This is a genomic window from Desulfuromonas sp. AOP6 (genome assembly GCF_009731355.2).
Classification (GTDB): Bacteria; Desulfobacterota; Desulfuromonadia; order Desulfuromonadales; family SZUA-540; genus SZUA-540.
Genome location: NZ_AP022810.1, coordinates 1,224,993 through 1,243,243, shown reverse-complemented (window position 1 = coordinate 1,243,243; position 18,251 = coordinate 1,224,993). Strand labels below are relative to the sequence as shown.

General features: G+C 52.9%; 17 protein-coding genes and 7 tRNA genes. 10 read left to right on the top strand and 14 right to left on the bottom strand.

Annotation, left to right across the window (positions count from 1 at the left end; all coding sequences use genetic code 11):
* The first annotated feature begins 34 nt into the window (after positions 1-34).
* Genes xseB through AOP6_RS05880 form a run of 5 tightly spaced genes read left to right on the top strand, consistent with a single transcriptional unit; the run spans position 35 to position 5,153 of the window.
* Positions 35-265 (top strand): exodeoxyribonuclease VII small subunit, encoded by a 231-nt coding sequence (gene xseB, locus AOP6_RS05900; RefSeq protein ID WP_155875673.1) that lies wholly within the window; start codon positions 35-37, stop codon positions 263-265.
* Between the two features lie 22 nt (positions 266-287).
* Positions 288-1,178, top strand: coding sequence for a polyprenyl synthetase family protein (locus AOP6_RS05895; RefSeq protein ID WP_155875672.1), 891 nt, complete (start codon positions 288-290; stop codon positions 1,176-1,178).
* Between the two features lie 18 nt (positions 1,179-1,196).
* Entirely contained in the window at positions 1,197-3,104 is a 1,908-nt protein-coding gene (dxs, locus tag AOP6_RS05890) for a 1-deoxy-D-xylulose-5-phosphate synthase (protein WP_155875671.1), read from the top strand.
* Positions 3,105-3,113: 9 nt separating this feature from the next.
* Positions 3,114-3,992, top strand: coding sequence for an HDOD domain-containing protein (locus tag AOP6_RS05885; RefSeq protein WP_155875670.1), 879 nt, complete (start codon positions 3,114-3,116; stop codon positions 3,990-3,992).
* 3 nt (positions 3,993-3,995) lie between these two features.
* The gene (locus tag AOP6_RS05880; protein ID WP_155875669.1) at positions 3,996-5,153 is read left to right on the top strand and encodes a sensor domain-containing diguanylate cyclase; all 1,158 of its coding nucleotides are present in this window, start codon (positions 3,996-3,998) and stop codon (positions 5,151-5,153) included.
* A 64-nt stretch (positions 5,154-5,217) separates the two neighbouring features.
* Here the strand turns inward: AOP6_RS05880 and AOP6_RS05875 are convergent.
* The 12 genes from AOP6_RS05875 to AOP6_RS05820 form a co-directional block, all read right to left on the bottom strand.
* Positions 5,218-5,294 (bottom strand) — tRNA-Asp (locus AOP6_RS05875).
* A 34-nt stretch (positions 5,295-5,328) separates the two neighbouring features.
* A tRNA-Val gene (locus AOP6_RS05870) sits at positions 5,329-5,404 on the bottom strand.
* Between the two features lie 7 nt (positions 5,405-5,411).
* Positions 5,412-5,488, bottom strand: a tRNA-Asp gene (locus AOP6_RS05865).
* A gap of 107 nt (positions 5,489-5,595) precedes the next feature.
* Complete coding sequence (locus AOP6_RS05860) at positions 5,596-5,868, bottom strand: HU family DNA-binding protein (RefSeq protein WP_155875668.1); 273 nt, start codon at positions 5,866-5,868, stop codon at positions 5,596-5,598.
* 102 nt (positions 5,869-5,970) lie between these two features.
* Positions 5,971-8,385, bottom strand: coding sequence for an endopeptidase La (gene lon / locus AOP6_RS05855; RefSeq protein ID WP_155875667.1), 2,415 nt, complete (start codon positions 8,383-8,385; stop codon positions 5,971-5,973).
* 33 nt (positions 8,386-8,418) lie between these two features.
* Complete coding sequence (gene clpX / locus AOP6_RS05850) at positions 8,419-9,666, bottom strand: ATP-dependent Clp protease ATP-binding subunit ClpX (RefSeq protein WP_155875666.1); 1,248 nt, start codon at positions 9,664-9,666, stop codon at positions 8,419-8,421.
* Between the two features lie 23 nt (positions 9,667-9,689).
* On the bottom strand, positions 9,690-10,274 hold the full coding sequence (gene clpP / locus AOP6_RS05845; protein ID WP_155875665.1) for an ATP-dependent Clp endopeptidase proteolytic subunit ClpP: 585 nt from the start codon (positions 10,272-10,274) through the stop codon (positions 9,690-9,692).
* A 5-nt stretch (positions 10,275-10,279) separates the two neighbouring features.
* The gene (tig, locus tag AOP6_RS05840; RefSeq protein WP_155875664.1) at positions 10,280-11,605 is read right to left on the bottom strand and encodes a trigger factor; all 1,326 of its coding nucleotides are present in this window, start codon (positions 11,603-11,605) and stop codon (positions 10,280-10,282) included.
* Between the two features lie 100 nt (positions 11,606-11,705).
* A tRNA-Leu gene (locus tag AOP6_RS05835) sits at positions 11,706-11,788 on the bottom strand.
* 224 nt (positions 11,789-12,012) lie between these two features.
* Positions 12,013-12,088 (bottom strand) — tRNA-His (locus AOP6_RS05830).
* A 79-nt stretch (positions 12,089-12,167) separates the two neighbouring features.
* Positions 12,168-12,244 (bottom strand) — tRNA-Arg (locus tag AOP6_RS05825).
* A gap of 5 nt (positions 12,245-12,249) precedes the next feature.
* Positions 12,250-12,326 (bottom strand) — tRNA-Pro (locus tag AOP6_RS05820).
* A gap of 185 nt (positions 12,327-12,511) precedes the next feature.
* On the opposite strand from AOP6_RS05820, the gene hypA reads away from it, so the two are divergent.
* From hypA to hypE, 5 genes are read left to right on the top strand one after another with little or no spacing between them, the layout of a single operon-like run.
* On the top strand, positions 12,512-12,853 hold the full coding sequence (gene hypA, locus AOP6_RS05815; RefSeq protein ID WP_155875663.1) for a hydrogenase maturation nickel metallochaperone HypA: 342 nt from the start codon (positions 12,512-12,514) through the stop codon (positions 12,851-12,853).
* 2 nt (positions 12,854-12,855) lie between these two features.
* On the top strand, positions 12,856-13,614 hold the full coding sequence (gene hypB, locus AOP6_RS05810; protein ID WP_155875662.1) for a hydrogenase nickel incorporation protein HypB: 759 nt from the start codon (positions 12,856-12,858) through the stop codon (positions 13,612-13,614).
* 15 nt (positions 13,615-13,629) lie between these two features.
* Positions 13,630-13,860 carry a HypC/HybG/HupF family hydrogenase formation chaperone gene (locus AOP6_RS05805; RefSeq protein ID WP_155875661.1) on the top strand — a complete coding sequence of 77 codons (231 nt, stop codon included), beginning with the start codon at positions 13,630-13,632 and terminating at the stop codon, positions 13,858-13,860.
* Entirely contained in the window at positions 13,860-14,948 is a 1,089-nt protein-coding gene (gene hypD / locus AOP6_RS05800) for a hydrogenase formation protein HypD (protein WP_155875660.1), read from the top strand. Before AOP6_RS05805 ends, hypD begins: the two co-directional genes overlap by 1 nt.
* A gap of 47 nt (positions 14,949-14,995) precedes the next feature.
* Entirely contained in the window at positions 14,996-16,015 is a 1,020-nt protein-coding gene (gene hypE / locus AOP6_RS05795) for a hydrogenase expression/formation protein HypE (RefSeq protein ID WP_155875659.1), read from the top strand.
* Positions 16,016-16,187: 172 nt separating this feature from the next.
* Here the strand turns inward: hypE and AOP6_RS05790 are convergent, their stop codons facing one another.
* Both AOP6_RS05790 and AOP6_RS05785 read right to left on the bottom strand, forming a co-directional pair.
* Positions 16,188-16,325 carry a hypothetical protein gene (locus AOP6_RS05790; RefSeq protein WP_155875658.1) on the bottom strand — a complete coding sequence of 46 codons (138 nt, stop codon included), beginning with the start codon at positions 16,323-16,325 and terminating at the stop codon, positions 16,188-16,190.
* A 699-nt stretch (positions 16,326-17,024) separates the two neighbouring features.
* Positions 17,025-18,035 (bottom strand): cytochrome c3 family protein, encoded by a 1,011-nt coding sequence (locus AOP6_RS05785; protein ID WP_155875657.1) that lies wholly within the window; start codon positions 18,033-18,035, stop codon positions 17,025-17,027.
* Between the last annotated feature and the right edge of the window lie 216 nt (positions 18,036-18,251).

Here is an 18,251-nt window from a genome sequence, read left to right as displayed (position 1 = left end):
CACAGGGATAATCATCCATTTCTGAGGGAGCAAAATGGCGAAAAAGGATTCTTTCGAAAAAGCCTTGAAAAGTTTGGAAAAGGCTGTAGAGCGCCTGGAAAGCGGTGATCTTGCCCTGGAAGAGGCTCTTGAATATTTTGAGGCCGGTATGGTCAGCGCCAAACAGTGCCAAAAATACCTCAAGGATGTGGAAACCAAAGTGGAGCTTCTCATGAAGGACAGGGAAGGAAACTTTTCCACGGAACCATTCGACAAAACGGAATAATTCTTTATATACCGGAGTCCGCATGGATCTCAAAGCCTACCTGAAAACCCACCAGGAACGGGTTGACACCGCCCTTTCCCACTACCTGCCCGGTGAAGAAACCCTGCCGGCATCACTTCATAAAGCCATGCGCTACTCGATCTTTGCCGGCGGCAAGCGGGTACGCCCCATACTGATGATCGCTGCCTGCGAAGCAGTAGGTAGCGATATCGAAGCGGTTCTTCCTGCAGCCTGCGCCATGGAAATGATCCACACCTATTCCCTGATTCATGACGATCTTCCTGCCATGGATGACGATGATTTCCGGCGCGGCCGTCCTACCAACCACAAGGTTTTTGGCGAGGCCACAGCTATTCTGGCTGGTGATGCTCTCCTGACGGAGGCCTTCAACCTGCTTTCCGCGTCAGGAATTTCAGAGAATAACTCTGCGGAAACCCGACTGCAGGTTCTGAACATCATGGCCCGATGCGCCGGTTCCATGGGGATGGTTGGGGGACAGGTGGTGGATATGGACGCGGAAGGGCGCGAGATCGACCTTCCCACCCTGCAATATATTCACACCCACAAGACTGGGGCTCTTATTCTCGCCTGTCTCCAGTGTGGTGCCCTCATCGGTGGATGCAGCCAGGAACAGTTTGACGCTCTCTCCCGCTACGGCGAGGCGGCCGGACTGGCCTTTCAGATAGCCGATGACATTCTCGACATCACTGGAGACCAGGAAATTCTAGGTAAAGACATTGGCAGCGACCAGGCCCGCGGCAAAGCAACCTACCCTGCTCTCATGGGCCTGGAAGAGGCACAACGTCGAGCCCAGGAGCTCAAGGACCTGGCCATTGAATCCCTCGACCTGTTCGACCATCGCGCTGAGCCGCTGAGAGCGATCGCCCGTTATATTGTGGACCGATCCAGCTAACGATAGATGAGGAAAAACATGAGCCGTATTCTGGAAAGACTTGAATCCCCAGCCGAACTGAAGAACTTCTCCCTTACAGAACTGACGACCCTTGCCCAGGAAATCAGGGACGAGATTATCGGCACCGTCTCTCAAACAGGTGGGCATCTTGCCAGCTCTTTGGGTGTGGTCGAACTGACGATCGCCCTACAGAGGGTCTTTACCACACCTGTCAACAATATCCTCTGGGACGTGGGTCACCAGGCGTACGCCCACAAACTGCTGACAGGTCGCCTCGATCGTTTTTCAACCCTGCGCCAGCTGGATGGCATCAGCGGCTTTCCAAAACGTTCAGAAAGTCCCCATGACTGCTTCGACGTCGGCCATTCGAGTACCTCCATCTCGGCGGCACTCGGCATGGCAGCCGCACGCGATCTTAAAAACGACGATGAAAAGATCGTCGCTGTCATAGGAGACGGTTCGCTGACCGCCGGACTGGCCTTTGAGGGGATGAACCAGGCTGGACACCTCAAGAAAAACCTCATCGTTGTGATCAACGACAACGAAATGTCCATATCGCCCAACGTCGGTGCCCTGTCCTCTTTCCTCAGCCGAAAGATGACCTCCGAATTTTTCCTCCGTTTCAAGAAAGAAACCGAAAACGCCTTGAATCATGTTCCACGATTTGGCAAAGATCTTCTGAACCTGGCCCGGCGCGCCGAAGAATCCCTCAAAGGCTTTCTCACACCGGGGATGCTTTTTGAAGCCTTCGGCTTTGATTACTTCGGACCGATTGATGGCCATCAACTTGAGGATCTTCTCGAAACATTTCAGAATGTTTCCAGGATGAAGGGCCCGATCGTGGTACATGTCCTCACACGCAAAGGCAAAGGCTACCCACCGGCTGAAGCGAATCCTGCCCTCTTCCACGGTGTCGGCCCCTTTGACCGGGAGACCGGGTCCGTCGTGGAGAAAAAGTCAGGCGCACAGAGCTACACCGCGGTTTTTGGTCAGTACCTGGCTGAATTAGCCCAGGAAGATCCCCGCATCACAGCGATTACCGCAGCCATGTTGGAGGGAACAGGACTAAAGGAATTTGCAGAGCGGTTTCCCGAACGCTTCTATGATGTTGGTATAGCCGAACAGCACGCGGTCACTTTTGCTGCTGGTCAGGCTTGTAAAGGACTGCGCCCGGTAGTCGCGCTGTATTCGACCTTTCTTCAACGCGCCTATGATAATGTCCTCCATGATGTTTGTCTGCAGAATCTGCCGGTCACCTTCGCTCTTGACCGTGGCGGTCTCGTCGGAGCCGATGGGCCGACTCATCATGGTGTTTTCGATCTTTCGTATCTGCGCAATCTGCCCAACCTCACCTTTGCCGCCCCCAGGGATGAAAACGAGCTGCGGCGCGTCATGAAAACGGCCTCTTTGCACGATGGACCGTTCGCCTACCGCTACCCACGCGGCAATGGCCTTGGACTCGAAGCAAGCGAGCCCGTTAAACCGCTGACCATTGGAATGGGTGAAATATTACGTGAAGGGGCGGATGGTGTCATTTTTGCTGTCGGGGTTATGGTAGAGGAAGCCCTCAAGGCAGTTGAATCCCTCGCCTCGTCTGAAATCAGCCTGGCGGTGGTCGATCCCCGCTTTATTAAGCCCCTGGACCGGGATCTGCTTACCAGCGAAGCCATGCGCACCGGTCTGGTCATTACTTTGGAAGAGAATGTCCTGCAGGGCGGTTTTGGCAGCGCCGTTCTGGAACTGCTGGCCGACGAGGGGATTACAGCCCGTGTTCTCCGGCTTGGGTTGCCGGACAAATTCGTTGAGCAGGGCAGCCAATCTGAATTACGAGCCCTTTATGGCCTCGATGCAAAAGGCATAGCTCAAACAATTCGCGATTTTTTCGGCACCCCGTCCATCCCGATTGATTCTGCGGAAAACAGTTAGGGGGCAGCTTTGTTTACAGATCAGAATAATCACTCCGATCTTTCGGCCATTGCCCAGGAAAGACTGCTTTACCTTCAGGAGATCCCTGCGCCTACAGGTCTGGCTGCTGAAATTTTCGCTATTACTGCCGACGAACAGGTTGAACTGGACCGGGTAGTCGAGGTTATCGAAAAGAGTCCCGAAATCACCATGCGCATCCTGCGCTATGCCAACTCGGTCTATTACGGGCATCGTCGGCATATTGAAACCCCCAAGGATGCGATAATCCGCGTACTTGGGCTCTCTCTGACCAAAAGCCTGATGTTGGCCATGGCTGTCGGCAAAACATTTCAAAAGACATGCCCCAGTTTTGACCAGAAACGCCATTGGTTCAGGTCTTCGGCCTGCGCCGCGATTGCGCAAGGACTGGCTCCCTACCTCTCCGGAACGCAAAGTCCTAATGCTGGAACAGCCTACACGGCGGGACTCCTTCACAACTTTGGTGTCCTCGCTCTGGTCAACACCTTTCCAGATCAGTTCGAAAAGATTCTGGCCGACAGGACAGAAGGCTCATTGCGAACAAAAACCCGCCAACTTCTTGGTATTGACCACCTCATTGTCGGCGGTTGGCTGGCGCGTCGCTGGGGATTGCCGGAAAACCTTATAAGAGCCATATCCTTCCACGACGACCCCTTCTATCATGGGCCCTACCAGGAACTGGTGTTACTGACTGGGCTGAGCTGTCGTCTAGCGGGTCACCTCTATTCTGAGGAGAGCACCCTTACGCTACCAGAAAGCCTGCCCACTAAACTGCCCTTAAAACCACAAGAGATCGAAAATCAACTTTCAGCCCTCTCGGCAAAGCGAGAGGAACTTGCCATCATGGCCGGTCTTCTGGCAGGAGGGTAAAACATGAAGCAAGCCTCTTTAGCGTACGCACTGAACAATATGGCAGCCCACTTCGATCAGATGCTGGCAGCTCTTTCCACCTTGCAGGATCTCAGCAAAATAAGGCCGGAAGTTATTGACCAGGACCAATGGCTCAAACCAGCCCTTGAAACGCTTATCGATCATTTTGGGGTTGCCTTTGGATCCATTTTTCTTGAAGAACAGGGGCAACTAATTGAAGCGGCTGCTTGTAGCTGGTCTGAACTGATGCCCCACGCCACAAGGCTTGATCTCTCTGTCAAAAAACCAGTTTTAAGTCAGGACCGACTAGCTCGAATCCTGGAATCCGGCCAAATTGAGAATACGGTGATTACCGAAGTCGAGCAATCACAGGAACTTTCCCTGATGTGTACTCCGATCTTCTCTGGGCAGGAGAAACTTGGGGTGATCGCCCTTTCTCATCCTCAACCAAATTTTTTCAACGAATGGCATATTCGTTTATTGCCTTTATTTGCCTCCTTTGTGGGTCAACTCATTACTACACATCGCCTGCTCAACAACATGAACGAGCAGGTAAAAGCTCGCACTTATGAGCTCGAAACTTTGCTGGTGGAAACAACCGAATTAAAAACCCACTACAAGAAACTCTCTCTCGTCGACGAACTGACAGAACTCTACAATCGCCGCTTTTTCTTTCTTGAGGGAAAAAACATCCTCAGTCGCTCCATTCGCTACAGCCATCCCTTCTCTCTTCTGCTATTGGACCTGGATCGTTTCAAAAGGGTCAATGACTGCTATGGACATAAGATAGGCGACCAGGTACTGCAGACAATCAGCAAAAAACTTCTTCAAATGTTGCGAGATACGGATCTTCTGGCCCGAGTTGGCGGTGAAGAATTCGCTATTGTTCTGCCAGAGACAAATGAAGAAGGAGCAAGGCTTTTAGGGGAACGCCTCTTGGCAGCCATCGCCGAGGTTCCTTTTAACGCCACCGGTGAATCCTTTAACATGACAGCGAGTATCGGTCTGGTTTCGTTGCAGAAAGAAGAGCTGGTGAGCAAGAAAGGGAGGGAGGCTGAATACGTGATTGATCTACTTTTTACCCAGGCTGACTTTGCCATGTATTCCGCCAAACATCAGGGCGGAAACCGCCTCTGTGTGGGCAAGGTAGAATTGCCTTAAGGTCTTCTTCACCTGACTAAAAATTCATAAAAAAAAGACGCCCCGAAAAAGGCGTCTTTTTTTATGGCGGGGCTGACGGGACTTGAACCCGCGACCTCCGGCGTGACAGGCCGGCGTTGTAACCGACTCTACTACAGCCCCAATTATTACTGCCAGGGCAGCCTTACTTTAAAACTGGTGGGCGAAACAGGGCTCGAACCTGTGACCCTCGGCTTGTAAGGCCGATGCTCTCCCAACTGAGCTATTCGCCCTAATAAATGGCGGGGCTGACGGGACTTGAACCCGCGACCTCCGGCGTGACAGGCCGGCGTTGTAACCGACTCTACTACAGCCCCGCAGAGACAGAAATAGGAAACAATAAATAGGCGAAGAGAGGAAAAGTGGCGTTGGAAGCGCTATTTTTTGTTTCCTACTTGCTGCTTATTCTCGTTTGAAACCGTAATTAGTTTACGGAATCTTTAAGAGCCTTGCCAGCCTTGAATTTAGGCATTTTGGCAGCGGCGATCTGAATTTTGGCACCAGTCTGGGGATTCTGACCAGTACGAGCGGCGCGTTCGCCAACACTGAAGGTTCCAAAGCCGACCAGGGCCACTTTCTCACCGGCCTTGAGCGCATCGGTCACTGCATCGGTAAAGGCTTTGAGTGCCTTTTCGGCATCAGCTTTGCTCAGTCCTGCCTTTTCGGCCATCGCATTTACAAGATCAGCTTTCGTCACAACATACCTCCAAGTTTAAGTTTTAACAAAGCCCCGCTGAAATCGGGTAATATATATCAGACTTCGGAAAAGAGTGTCAAGAGATTATTTCGGCATTTCAACCTAGTGTCGGACTGGTTCTTCAGGCGTGGAGACATAGCTTTCATCCCCTTCTTCTGACTTGATTGGTTCTCCGGCAAGCGCCTCGGAAACGACCTGGTCCATGTGCGCCACGGGAATGATTTTCAACGATTTGAGGATGGTTGGGGGCACCTCCTCCAGGTTCTTCTCATTGTCCTTGGGGATAAGAACCGTGTCGATGCCGGCACGCTTGGCGGCCAGAAGTTTTTCCTTCAGTCCACCAATGGGCAGCACCCGTCCTCGCAGGGTTATCTCGCCGGTCATGGCCAGGCTCCGGTCTACCGGGCGCCCTGTAAGGGCCGAAGCCAAGGCTGTAGCCATCGTTATCCCCGCGGAAGGGCCATCTTTGGGTATAGCGCCCTCAGGCACATGTATATGGATATCTACCTTAGGGTAAAAATCCTTTTCGAGCCCGAGTTCTCTCCACCGGGAGCGCACGTAACTGACGGCGGCCTGAGCCGACTCACGCATAACGTCGCCTAGTTTTCCGGTAATGGTCAGCTTTCCCTGCCCGGGTATAACGCTAACCTCGATAGTGAGCAGCTCTCCGCCAACTTCTGTCCAGGCCAGTCCAGAAACGAGTCCAACCGCATCGAGTTCTTCCTTGACGCCGTAATTGAAACGCTGCACACCCAAATACTTTTTAACCTGTTGAGCCCCTATATTGAAGCGCTTCTTCTTGTCTTTGGAACGAACGACCTCGCGAGCCACCTTCCGACAGATATTGGCGATTTCTCTTTCCAGGTTTCTGACGCCCGCCTCCCGGGTATAGCGGCGAATAATTTCATAGAGAGCGGTATCCGAGAAGCTGACCTGTTCCTCGGTAAGGCCATGCGCTTCCAGTTGCTTTCTGAGCAGGTGCTGCCGGGCGATATGGAGCTTCTCTTCCTCCGTGTAGCCTTCAATCCTGATGACCTCCATGCGGTCCTGCAAGGGACGGGGGATGGCATGCAAGGTGTTGGCTGTAGCAATAAAAAGAACGGTGGAAAGATCGTAATCCACGTCTAGAAAATGATCACCGAAGGTATTGTTCTGCTCAGGATCAAGCACTTCAAGAAGCGCAGAAGAAGGGTCCCCGCGAAAATCAGCACTCATCTTGTCGATTTCGTCCAGCAGAAAGACGGGATTTTTCACGTCAGCCTTGCGTAATCCCTGAATAATCTTTCCTGGCATGGCGCCTATATAGGTCCGACGATGTCCGCGAATTTCAGCTTCATCCCGCAACCCGCCGAGGGAAATGCGCACGAATTTTCTTCCCAAGGCCTTAGCCACGGAACGCCCCAGTGATGTTTTGCCAACACCAGGGGGGCCAACCAGGCAAAGTATCGGTCCTTTGATTTTTTTGACGAGAGCCTGAACCGCCAGATATTCAACGATTCTTTCCTTGACCTTGTCGAGCCCATAGTGATCGGCCTCGAGTATGCTCTCGGCGTATTCCAAGTCCAACCGGTCTTTAGTCCCTTTTTTCCAGGGCAAGGATACCAGCCACTCGATGTAGTTACGCACGACGGTGGCTTCCGCCGACATGGGAGACATCATTTTAAGCTTGCGCAACTCTGCCAGGGCCTTTTCGGTCGCTTCCTTGGACATGCGCTTTTTATGAATCTTTTCTTCGAGCTCCCGGTTCTCTTGTTTGAACTCATCTTTTTCGCCGAGTTCCTTCTGAATGGCCCGCATCTGCTCGTTGAGATAATATTCTTTCTGGCTACGCTCCATCTGGCTTTTGACACGGCTGCGGATCTTCTTCTCAATCTGCAGAATCTCCACCTCACGCTCCATCAGAGCGAGAAGGGCTTCAAGCCTATGACGGGGGTCGACAAGAGCAAGAATATCCTGTTTGTCGACAATGCGTACGTTAAGATGGGCAATAACCGTGTCGGCAAGACGTCCAGCCTCAGAGAGGCCGGAGATGGAAGCCACCAGTTCTGGCGGAACTTTCTTGCTCAGATTGACATAATTCTCGAAGGTGTCCTTGACACTTCGAAGCAACGCTTCTATTTCAGGAGAATCAACATCCTGATCAGGGAGGATATCGGCTTCAACAAAAAAGCAATCCTCCTGCTCCACGAAATGAGTGATGCGACCCCTTTGTTTCCCTTCAATGAGAACCTTGACCGTACCATCGGGAAGCTTGAGAAGCTGAACCACCTGACCGAGAGTCCCGACAGTGTAGATATCGGCTTCTTCGGGTTCATCAATTTTGGGATCTTTCTGGGTCGCCAGAAAAACCATCTTGTCTTTTTCCATCGCGCCTTCAAGCGCACGGATGGAACGGGCCCTACCGACAAAAAGCGGAGTGACCATATGGGGAAAGATGACAATATCCCTCAAAGGAAGCAGGGGATAAAGCTCAGGTGCTTCGTCTATGTCCCTGGAATGCTCCTGAAAATCATTCATAGTAGCTCATCATAATTATGGCCCGGTCGCCTGTCAGGCAGATTCGGCACACTCATAAAGAATTATCGGCTTGGCCTTATTCAGGATGACATCCTCATTGATGACCACTTCTTTGGCGCGGTCCTGGGCCGGGATATCGTACATGACATCAAGCATGGCGTTCTCCAGGATGGACCGCAATCCTCTGGCACCCGTTTTGCGCTTGATCGCTTCACGGGCAACCGCCACCAGAGCACTATCGGTAAATTTCAGGTTGACCTTTTCCATTTCAAAGAGCTTCTGGTACTGCTTCACCAGGGCGTTTTTGGGCTCCTTGAGAATCTGGATCAGGGACTCCTCATCAAGCTCGTTGAGGGTCGCCACCACAGGCAACCGGCCGATAAACTCAGGAATAAGGCCGAATTTCAGCAGGTCGCTCGGTTCGATCTGGGCCAGCAGTTCACCGAGGTTTTCTTCTCGACGACTACGCATCTGCGCGCCGAATCCCATCGTTTTGGCGCCGATCCGCTGGGCGACAATCGAGTCGAGACCAGAAAAAGCTCCGCCACAGATAAAGAGAATATTTGTCGTATCGACTTTAAGAAATTCCTGCTGCGGATGTTTTCTTCCCCCTTTGGGGGGGACGCTAGCCATGGTCCCCTCAATAATTTTGAGCAGAGCCTGCTGCACTCCTTCTCCAGACACATCCCGTGTAATGGAGGGTGAATCCGATTTACGGGCAATCTTATCGATTTCGTCGATATAAATAATACCCCGTTGCGCCTTTTCCAGATCGTAGTCGGCGGCCTGCAAAAGGTTGAGAATGATATTTTCGACATCCTCACCGACATAACCGGCTTCCGTAAGGTTGGTCGCATCGGCGATGGCAAAGGGAACATTGAGAACTCGGGCAAGAGTCTGCGCCAAAAGCGTCTTGCCGCTACCGGTAGGCCCGAGCAGCAGAATATTGCTTTTCTGGACCTCGACGTCACCGGTTTTACCAAAACACTCCACACGCTTGTAGTGATTATAGACGGAGACGGCCAGAATTTTCTTGGCCCGTTCCTGGCCGATGACGTAATCGTCCAGGATATCTTTGATCTCGCTGGGCCGGGGCAGTCGCTCGGCTCCGCCTGTCGATTCATCCAGCTTGGCTTCTTCGGCAATTATGTCGCGGCACAGCTCAATGCACTCATCACAGATATAAACCGCTGGCCCGGCAATGAGCTTCTTGACTTCATCCTGGGCCTTGCCGCAAAACGAACAGCTAAGCTGCCCATTTCCACCATTTTCGTGAGTCACTAATAATCCTCCGCGCTAAAAAGTCAGGTTTTGCGTTTAACGATATCGTCGATGATACCATACTCTTTAGCGGCTTCGCTACCCATGAAGAAATCCCTCTCTGTATCGGCGGCCACACGCTCGATTTTTTGTCCCGCGTGATGGGCCAGCAGTTCGTTGAGAGAATCCTTCATGCGCAAAATTTCCTGGGCATGAATGTGGATATCCGTAGCTTGCCCCTGGAACCCGCCCAGAGGCTGATGAATCATGATACGGGCATGGGGAAGTGCATAACGCTTTCCCTTTTCACCAGCAGCAAGGAGCATTGCTCCCATGCTGGCGGCCTGTCCGACACAGATAGTGGAAACAGGCGCTTTGACATACTGCATGGTGTCATAAATAGCCATACCGGCCGTCACTACGCCTCCCGGAGAATTGATGTAGAGAAAAATCTCCTTATCCGGGTCTTCGGATTCCAAAAAGAGCAATTGGGCAATGATCAGATTCGCCATATGGTCTTCGATCTGACCACCCAGAAAAATAATGCGATCCTTCAGCAGACGGGAATAGATATCGTAGGCGCGTTCACCCCGACCCGTCTGCTCAACTACCATGGGGATAAGGCTCATCGTGTTTACTCCTTGCCTGCGTCCTGATCCGGACCAGCCAGTTCGGCTTTGTCCACTTCGTTAATCGTCGACTTGTCCAACAGGAACTCGACGGCCTTCTCTTCGGCGATCTGCGCCATCAGCCCTTGACGCGCTTCATCGGCGGCGTAATACTTTTTGACGGCCTCAAGGGGAGCGTTGGACATAGCAGCAATTTGTTCGAGCTTACCATCAATCTCGCCCTCTTCAACCTTCAGCCCCTCCTGACGGGCAACCCCTTCAAGAATAAGGCTGCCCTGCACCTGTTTGACAGCGGTCTCGCGGTACATGGCATTGAAGGAGGCTTCATTCATCCCCATCATTTCAAGGCTCATCCCCTGGGACTGGAGCCGATTACTGATATTTTTCAGCATATACTGAAGCTGCGACTGCACCATGGCCTCAGGAACTTCAACCGAGTTGCGTTCGATCAGGGCAGTCATAAGGCGCTCTCGCAGATCGCCATCAATGCGGTTGGTTTCCTGGGCGACATGCGCCTCTTTCAGTTTTGATTTGAGCTCATCCAGTGACTCCAGCCCGAAGCCTTTGGCGAATTCATCATCAAGGGCGGGCAACGCTTTCTCCTTGATTTCCTTAACAGACACTTTGAACACTACAGGCTGCCCGGCAAGCTCCTTATTACCGTACTCCTCAGGGAAAGTAACGGAAATCTCTTTTTCTTCGCCGCGCTTCATCCCCTCGACCTGCTCTTCGAATCCGGGGATAAAGCTTCCCGACCCAAGCTCCAGCTCGTAGTCCTCGCCTTTTCCGCCAGCAAAAGGAACCCCGTTGAGGAAACCTTCGAAGTCAATGACAACAAAATCACCAGCACGGGCTTTTTTGCGGCTGGTTACTTCTTTTTCGGCACGGCCGGCACGCATCTCTTCAAGGCGTTCCGCGATCACCTCATCACCCGCTTCCAGGCGCTCCTTCTGGAGGGTGAGACCGGTATAATCCTTGACTTCGACCTCCGGCTTCACCTCGACGTGAGCTTCATAAGTAAAAGGCTGACCTTTTTCGATGGCACTGCTATCGATGATTTCTGGATCGGATATGGCAGCAATACGATGTTCGACCAGCGTCTTGAAATAGGAATCACTGATAAGTCTGTTGAGAACCTGCTCTTCCATCTGCGGAGCATAAGTCTTCTCCAGAATGGCCTGCGGCACCTTTCCGGCTCGAAAACCTTTTATTTTTGCAGACTTGGCAATTTTCTTATAAGCATTTTCGATTTCCTCGTTGACTTTTTCCGCGGGAACCTCAAAAGAGATCTTTTTCTTGACGCTGCTGATATCTTCTATTTTCGCATTCATGTCTACCTCGCCCGAAATGAATTTTTGCGACGAACACGGCTTGCCTAGTCCGTGTGCCGCTGGAACCAGTGAATATTACGTGTCGAAAGGAGATAAAAGATGGTGCGAGAGGGGGGAGTCGAACCCCCACGGTTGCCCGCTGGATCCTAAGTCCAGTGCGTCTGCCAGTTCCGCCACTCTCGCATTAATCGTAAACAGAGGAGCCATTAATTCGTTGTGGATTCACCGATGAGAACGTGACGGAAAAAACGTCGTCGCAGAATTTCTTTCGGCAATCCGCACAGCGGGACGAATAACATACCGTCCTGCCTGAGTAACAAATGAAAAAGCCCGGCCTTTGTCCAGCCTACCTGCCAGGAATACTGCACTCGACAGGTTGAGCTTAAAGGCGGGCCAGAGATAATAAATGGGGTGAGTGAAGGGGATCGAACCCTCGACAACTGGAGCCACAATCCAGTGCTCTACCGACTGAGCTACACCCACCATAAAACCTGCACATACTAGCCAAACGACAGTCTGCTTGTCAACGGGAAACTTTTGTTTTTCCCGGCCGAATTCGAATTGGCGCGCCAGGGAGGATTCGAACCCCCGGCCCACGGCTTAGAAGGCCGTTGCTCTGTCCAACTGAGCTACTGGCGCAAAACTGGTCGGGGCGAGAGGATTCGAACCTCCGACCCCCTGCTCCCAAGGCAGGTGCGCTACCAGGCTGCGCTACACCCCGACAAGAGGCAGATTTCTAACACAAGTGTCCCGTTACTTCAAGAGAAAAAAACCAAAAATCCCCCCTCGCCCCAAGAAGAGAATCAATCACCATGAAATTTATCCGGGCCGGTTCTTGATTTTCGCCAATACACCCCCTATAGTCGAGAACAGAGCGTTTCTCATTCTTCCTGTCAGGGAGTGGCCATGCATGAACTTGGGATCACACAAAGCATCGTCGATATTGCCCAAGCCCATGCCCTGGAGCAGGGAGCGCAAAAGGTGCTGCAGGTCAGGGTGGCCATCGGTGCCCTTTCGGGGGTCATGCCCGACGCAGTCGCGTTCTGCTTTGAAGCCTGCTGCAAAAACACTTTTCTTGAACATTCCAAACTGCTCATCGACCACATCCCTGGCAAAGGACACTGCCTTCAATGCGGAAAAGAGATTTCCATGGACATTCTGACTATCAGCTGTCCCCATTGCGGCAGTTTCACTCTCGAAACCCTGACAGGTAATGAGTTGAGCATTCAAGAAATGGAGATTGAATAACCATGTGTATCGATTGCGGTTGCGGATCCTCGCAGGACCACCATCACCATGATCATCTTCACGGGCCGGAGACACATCATCATGAGTCGGCTTCACGCACCATCCGCATCGAAGAGGACCTGCTGGCCAAAAACAATCGTCTGGCCGAGGGCAACCGGCAGAGATTGGCGCAACAGGGCATCTTCACCCTGAATCTGGTCAGCTCACCCGGTTCGGGAAAAACAACCCTGCTGGAGCGAACCCTGCAGCAACTCCAAAGCAAACTGCGTTTCGCGGTACTTGAGGGAGACCAGCAGACCTCCAACGACGCCGATCGCATTGCCGCCACGGGAGTCCCTGTACACCAGATCAACACCGGCACCGGCTGCCACCTTGACGCCCACATGGTCGGCCACGGACTGGATCATTTCCTTCTCGACCAGCTGGACATCCTGATGATCGAGAATGTTGGCAACCTGGTCTGCCCGGCCCCCTTTGATCTCGGTGAAGATCACAAGGTCGTCGTGCTGTCGGTGACCGAGGGCGAAGACAAGCCTCTCAAATATCCCCACATGTTCCGGGCCGCCAGCCTGATGCTCATCAACAAAACGGATCTTCTCCCCTATCTCCCCTTCGATCTGCAGCGCTGCCTGAGCTATGCCCGCCAGATCAATCCCGACATGCGCATCATCGAACTTTCCTGCCTGACGGGTGAAGGCCTGGATGAGTGGTTTGCCTGGCTGACTCAGCAGGCCAATCAGAAAAGACTGAAAGCCACCTAACTCAAAGGGAGTACCATGTGCCTTGGCGTGCCCATGCGGATTGTCACTATTGACGGAGATGTCGCCCGCTGTGAAGTGGATGGCGTTGAGCGCGATGCCAGCCTGATGATGATCGAAGATGTCGCCATCGGCGATTTCGTCCTCATTCACGCCGGCTTTGCCATCGCGCGCCTCGACCCGGCCCAGGCCGAAGAGACCCTGGCGGCCTTTCGGGCCGTGCTCGATCAGGGTGAAGGCCCGACCTGATGCCGGACGGCGACTACCAGAATCCCGAAATCGCCCGCGGCTATGCGGACAGTCTACAAAAACGCCTGGCCGCCCACCCGACCTCCATTACCCTGATGGAGGTCTGCGGCACCCACACCATGTCCATCTATCAGCACGGTATCCGCGACCTTCTTCCCCCGAACCTGCGCCTCGTCTCCGGCCCCGGCTGCCCCGTCTGCGTCACCCCCGTATCGACCCTCGATCGCGCTATCGCCCTGGCACAGCAAAAGGATATCCTCATCGCCACCTTCGGCGACATGGTCCGGGTGCCCGGCTCCGCCAGCAGTCTTCTGCGCGAACAGGCCCTTGGCGCCCACATCCAGATTGTCTATTCGCCTCTTGACGCTCTGGCCCTGGCACGCCGAAATCCACAGAAGCACATCGTCTTTCTCGGGATCGGCTTCGAGACCACCGCACCGACTGTCGCCGCCACGCTGGTCAAGGCGCAAGACGAAGGGATGGACAATTTTTCCGTCCTCTGCGCGCACAAGACCATGCCTGCTGCCATGGCGGCCTTGACGGCCGATGCCAACCTCACCGTCGATGGCTATCTGTGCCCCGCCCATGTCAGCGCGATCATCGGGGCCGATGCCTACCGGTTCCTTGCTGAGGAGCGCCGCATCCCCTGTGTCATTACCGGATTCGAACCCCTCGACATTCTCCAGGGTATCGACATGGCGCTGGCGCAAATCCTGGAAGAGCGGCCGCGGGTCGACATTCAGTACCAGCGCTTCGTTACACCGGCGGGCAATCGCCTGGCGCAAGCCTTGCTGGCCAAAGTCTTTGAGCCCTGCGATGCCGAATGGAGGGGTCTGGGAACCATCGTCGGCAGCGGTTTGCGCCTCAGAGAAGAGTTTGCTTCTTTTGACGCGGAAAAAATCTGGCCTGTGGCCATCCCCCTGTCAAAGGAAAGCCCCGCTTGCCGTTGTGGCGACATCCTGAAAGGTCTCATACAGCCGGGCGACTGCCCTCTATTTGCCCGCACCTGCACCCCGGAAAACCCGGTCGGCGCCTGCATGGTCTCCAACGAAGGAACCTGCGCCGCCGCCTACCGGTTTGGAATCTGATCGATAATCGACCGATAAAAGGACCAGAACGGACCTCGGAGCCTTTCATGCATAACGACATCATCCTCCTCGGCCATGGCAGCGGCGGCAAGCTCAGTCATCAACTCCTTGACGACCTCATCATCCCCACCCTTTCAGGCACGGCCTTAAAAGACCAGAACGACGCGGCGGTCTTGGCTATCCCTCCAGGCGAAGGGCGACTGGCCTTTACCACCGATTCCTACGTGGTCGATCCCCTGTTCTTTTCCGGCGGCAACATTGGCGATCTGGCCATAAACGGCACGGTCAACGATCTGGCCATGAGCGGCGCTCGCCCCCTCGCCATCAGCGTCGGCCTAATCCTTGAAGAAGGCCTGCCTATTGCGGACCTGAAGCTTATTCTGCAATCCATGCGCAAAGCGGCGAAAGCCGCTGATGTCGCTATTGTTACGGGAGACACGAAGGTTGTTCCCCGCGGCAAAGCGGATCGCATTTTTATTAACACAGCCGGTATCGGCATCGTCGAGCACGGCATCACCCTGGGCGGCAGCCAGGCCAGAGCCGGCGACAAAGTTCTCATCAATGGCACCATCGGCGATCACGGCATGGCCATTCTCTCTCGACGGGAAAATCTTGAAATTGAGGCTGATATCTGCAGCGACAGCGCCCCTCTCCATGACCTGGTTGCCGACATTCTCGCCGCGGGAGGACACTCCGTTCATGTTCTTCGCGACCCGACACGAGGCGGCGTTGCCACCACACTGAAGGAGATCGCCCTGCAGTCGCAGGTCGAAATAATCCTCGAGGAAAAACACCTGCCTTGCCGCCGCGAAGTCCACGGCATCTGCAGACTCCTCGGCCTGGACCCTCTCTATGTGGCCAACGAAGGCAAGCTTCTTTGCGTTGTCGCTGAAAATAAGGCAGCCGATGTTCTACATGCCATGAAAAAACACCCACTTGGGCACCAAGCCTGCTTCATCGGCGAGATTCAGGGCAGCAATTTCGGGCGGGTGACTTTGCGAACAGCCATTGGGGGACTGCGTTCCGTCGATATGCTGACCGGTGAACAGTTGCCCCGCATCTGCTGATTGAACGAAAGTTCATGTCGTTCTTCAATCCGAACTTTTGACCCTGAAATACAGGAAAGATTGGCGGGCAAAACGAAATGAGAAGGGAGAAGTGCTATATCTTTATTGCTCTATCTTGATTTACTGCTTTAAAAGTTGGAATTTCTGTCGTGTTTTAATCCAAACCTCCAGATCAAAGCTGCTTTATCCATTCGATTGACTGTTTAAGGTAGTCAGCCGATTTTTTCAAGTTTTGATTTTCGGTTTTCTTAAGGATATCATAAGCCTCTTTCAATAAATCAAGGGCTCTTTTAACGTCTGTTTGCGGCATAATCTTTCTCCACCAAAGCTACTCTGAGTCCTCGCTCCACTCATGATCGCAACTGAGACACCTCCGCCTCCCCTGCTCCGTTTCTTCCCAATAAAGACACTCGCAATGAGGGCACAGAGTGATGGGTTCGTCTGGATTTTCCGCAAACTCGAAGGAAAGGCCCAACCTATCAACGCCCTCAATGAGTTCACGACACAGTCCCCCTGGACAGTGCAACTCATGAAACAAAATCTTTCGCGCCTCGTTCATCAGGTGCATGGCCCGAGAATGATCTTCGTGAGCAAAACCACCCATAGGTTATCCTCCTTTTTTTATTCTTGCCGCTCTAAGCGCGCCGACCGAACCCCTCAGCTACCATATGCCTATTTATAGATAGCAGATTAGATGCCAAAACAAATCAAAATTAGATATTTTTTATAAGTTTTAATTTTTGTTTTTTTTTGAGACGTTAGACGCTTTTAGATGAAGTTATTTTTATGTTTGTAGTATACACAAAAAACAGACTAGGGCAAATCACCTACACTGGTGACAATTTTGCCCCCATTACCTGTGATTTCACCACAATTTTTTAAAGAAAGTTAATGCAAAAAAAACAGATAAAACTATAAAGCATAGACGATTCGGATTGAGTCAAAACAGCTGCGGGCCGAGCCAAAATAGGCTCGGCCCGCACATGAAACTCCTGTCGCAAGAGCTAAATCAGATACCGTCTTTGGTCGTGTGACAGTAGAAACAACCAGTCCCGGCGATGGCAGCATCACTGGTACCGGCGACCATATCCGTGTAGGCCCAGCGCAGCAGGTCGGGCTGATCAGAACCGTGAGCACGATGACAGGAGAGGCAGGTGACAACCTGATTTGAATTCGTAGTCGAGTCCACACTGTCACTCATGGCCACGACACTTGAACCGAGGGGCACATTCTTGTCGTAGGCTGTTACCACATACTCGCTACCAAAAGCTGAAGAAAGGTCGAGATCGGTCGGATGACGGATCCAACCATCAGCGTAAGTTTCGGCATCACCATGGAACTGTCCATGGCAGCGAGCGCAAAGTGCACTGATAGTCTGGTTATCGCCACCGCCATCAACGCCATAGTAACGGTTGTGCCCCGTACCCACCTCATATTCTGGATCCTCGTACCCCTTGATCCCCTTAAGGAAACGATAGCTGTCACCGGGGAGTGCATCAAGGGCGGCGTCAACGGCGCCACTGGCATTGCTGTGGTGAGCGCCCTGCAATGCGGCCATGTCACTGGCTATGGAATGGGTACCATGACAACCAGTGGTACCAGCACAAGTCAAGGCCTGATTCGTATAGGTCCCGCCAAAAGGCACTGATGTATCGGGGGCCGCTTCCCCACTGCCAAACCCTGGGGGGGCAGTCAAAATACCATCCGTGTTGTTGGTCAGATAGGCCACATTATGGCCGACGGTATCAACGCCCTGATCCACCCAGTAAAAACTGCCACCGGCAGAGATATTCGTCTGTTTGTCAACCTTGGGTGCCCCACCGGAAGCACCGCTGTGACAGGCATAGCAATCGGCTTTGTTGAGCAGCGCGGTGGAAGCACCGGACATGACGTTACCCGATCCGTCGGTCTGATGCATGGTATGGCAGTTGACACAGGGCCCCGATACGGCAAAAGCCGTGCCGGAGGCAATAAAGGACAAGCAGCCGGCGAGCAGTACGATTTTCATGTTTTTTTTCATTTAACACCTCCTGTAGTTAAATCTGTGTGATCGCCGGTTGTAGCTTCGAAAGACCAACGCCTGGCAGGTGGCGCTTCGGTCTGGTTACACACCGGCATCCATCAACATTAATAACTGCACACAAGGTGCCAATTCCTTATAAAATCAGCTTTTTATAAGCCAAGCAAGGTTCCATTAAAATTCAAATACTTATGGATTTTAATCTTCAGGCGCTCT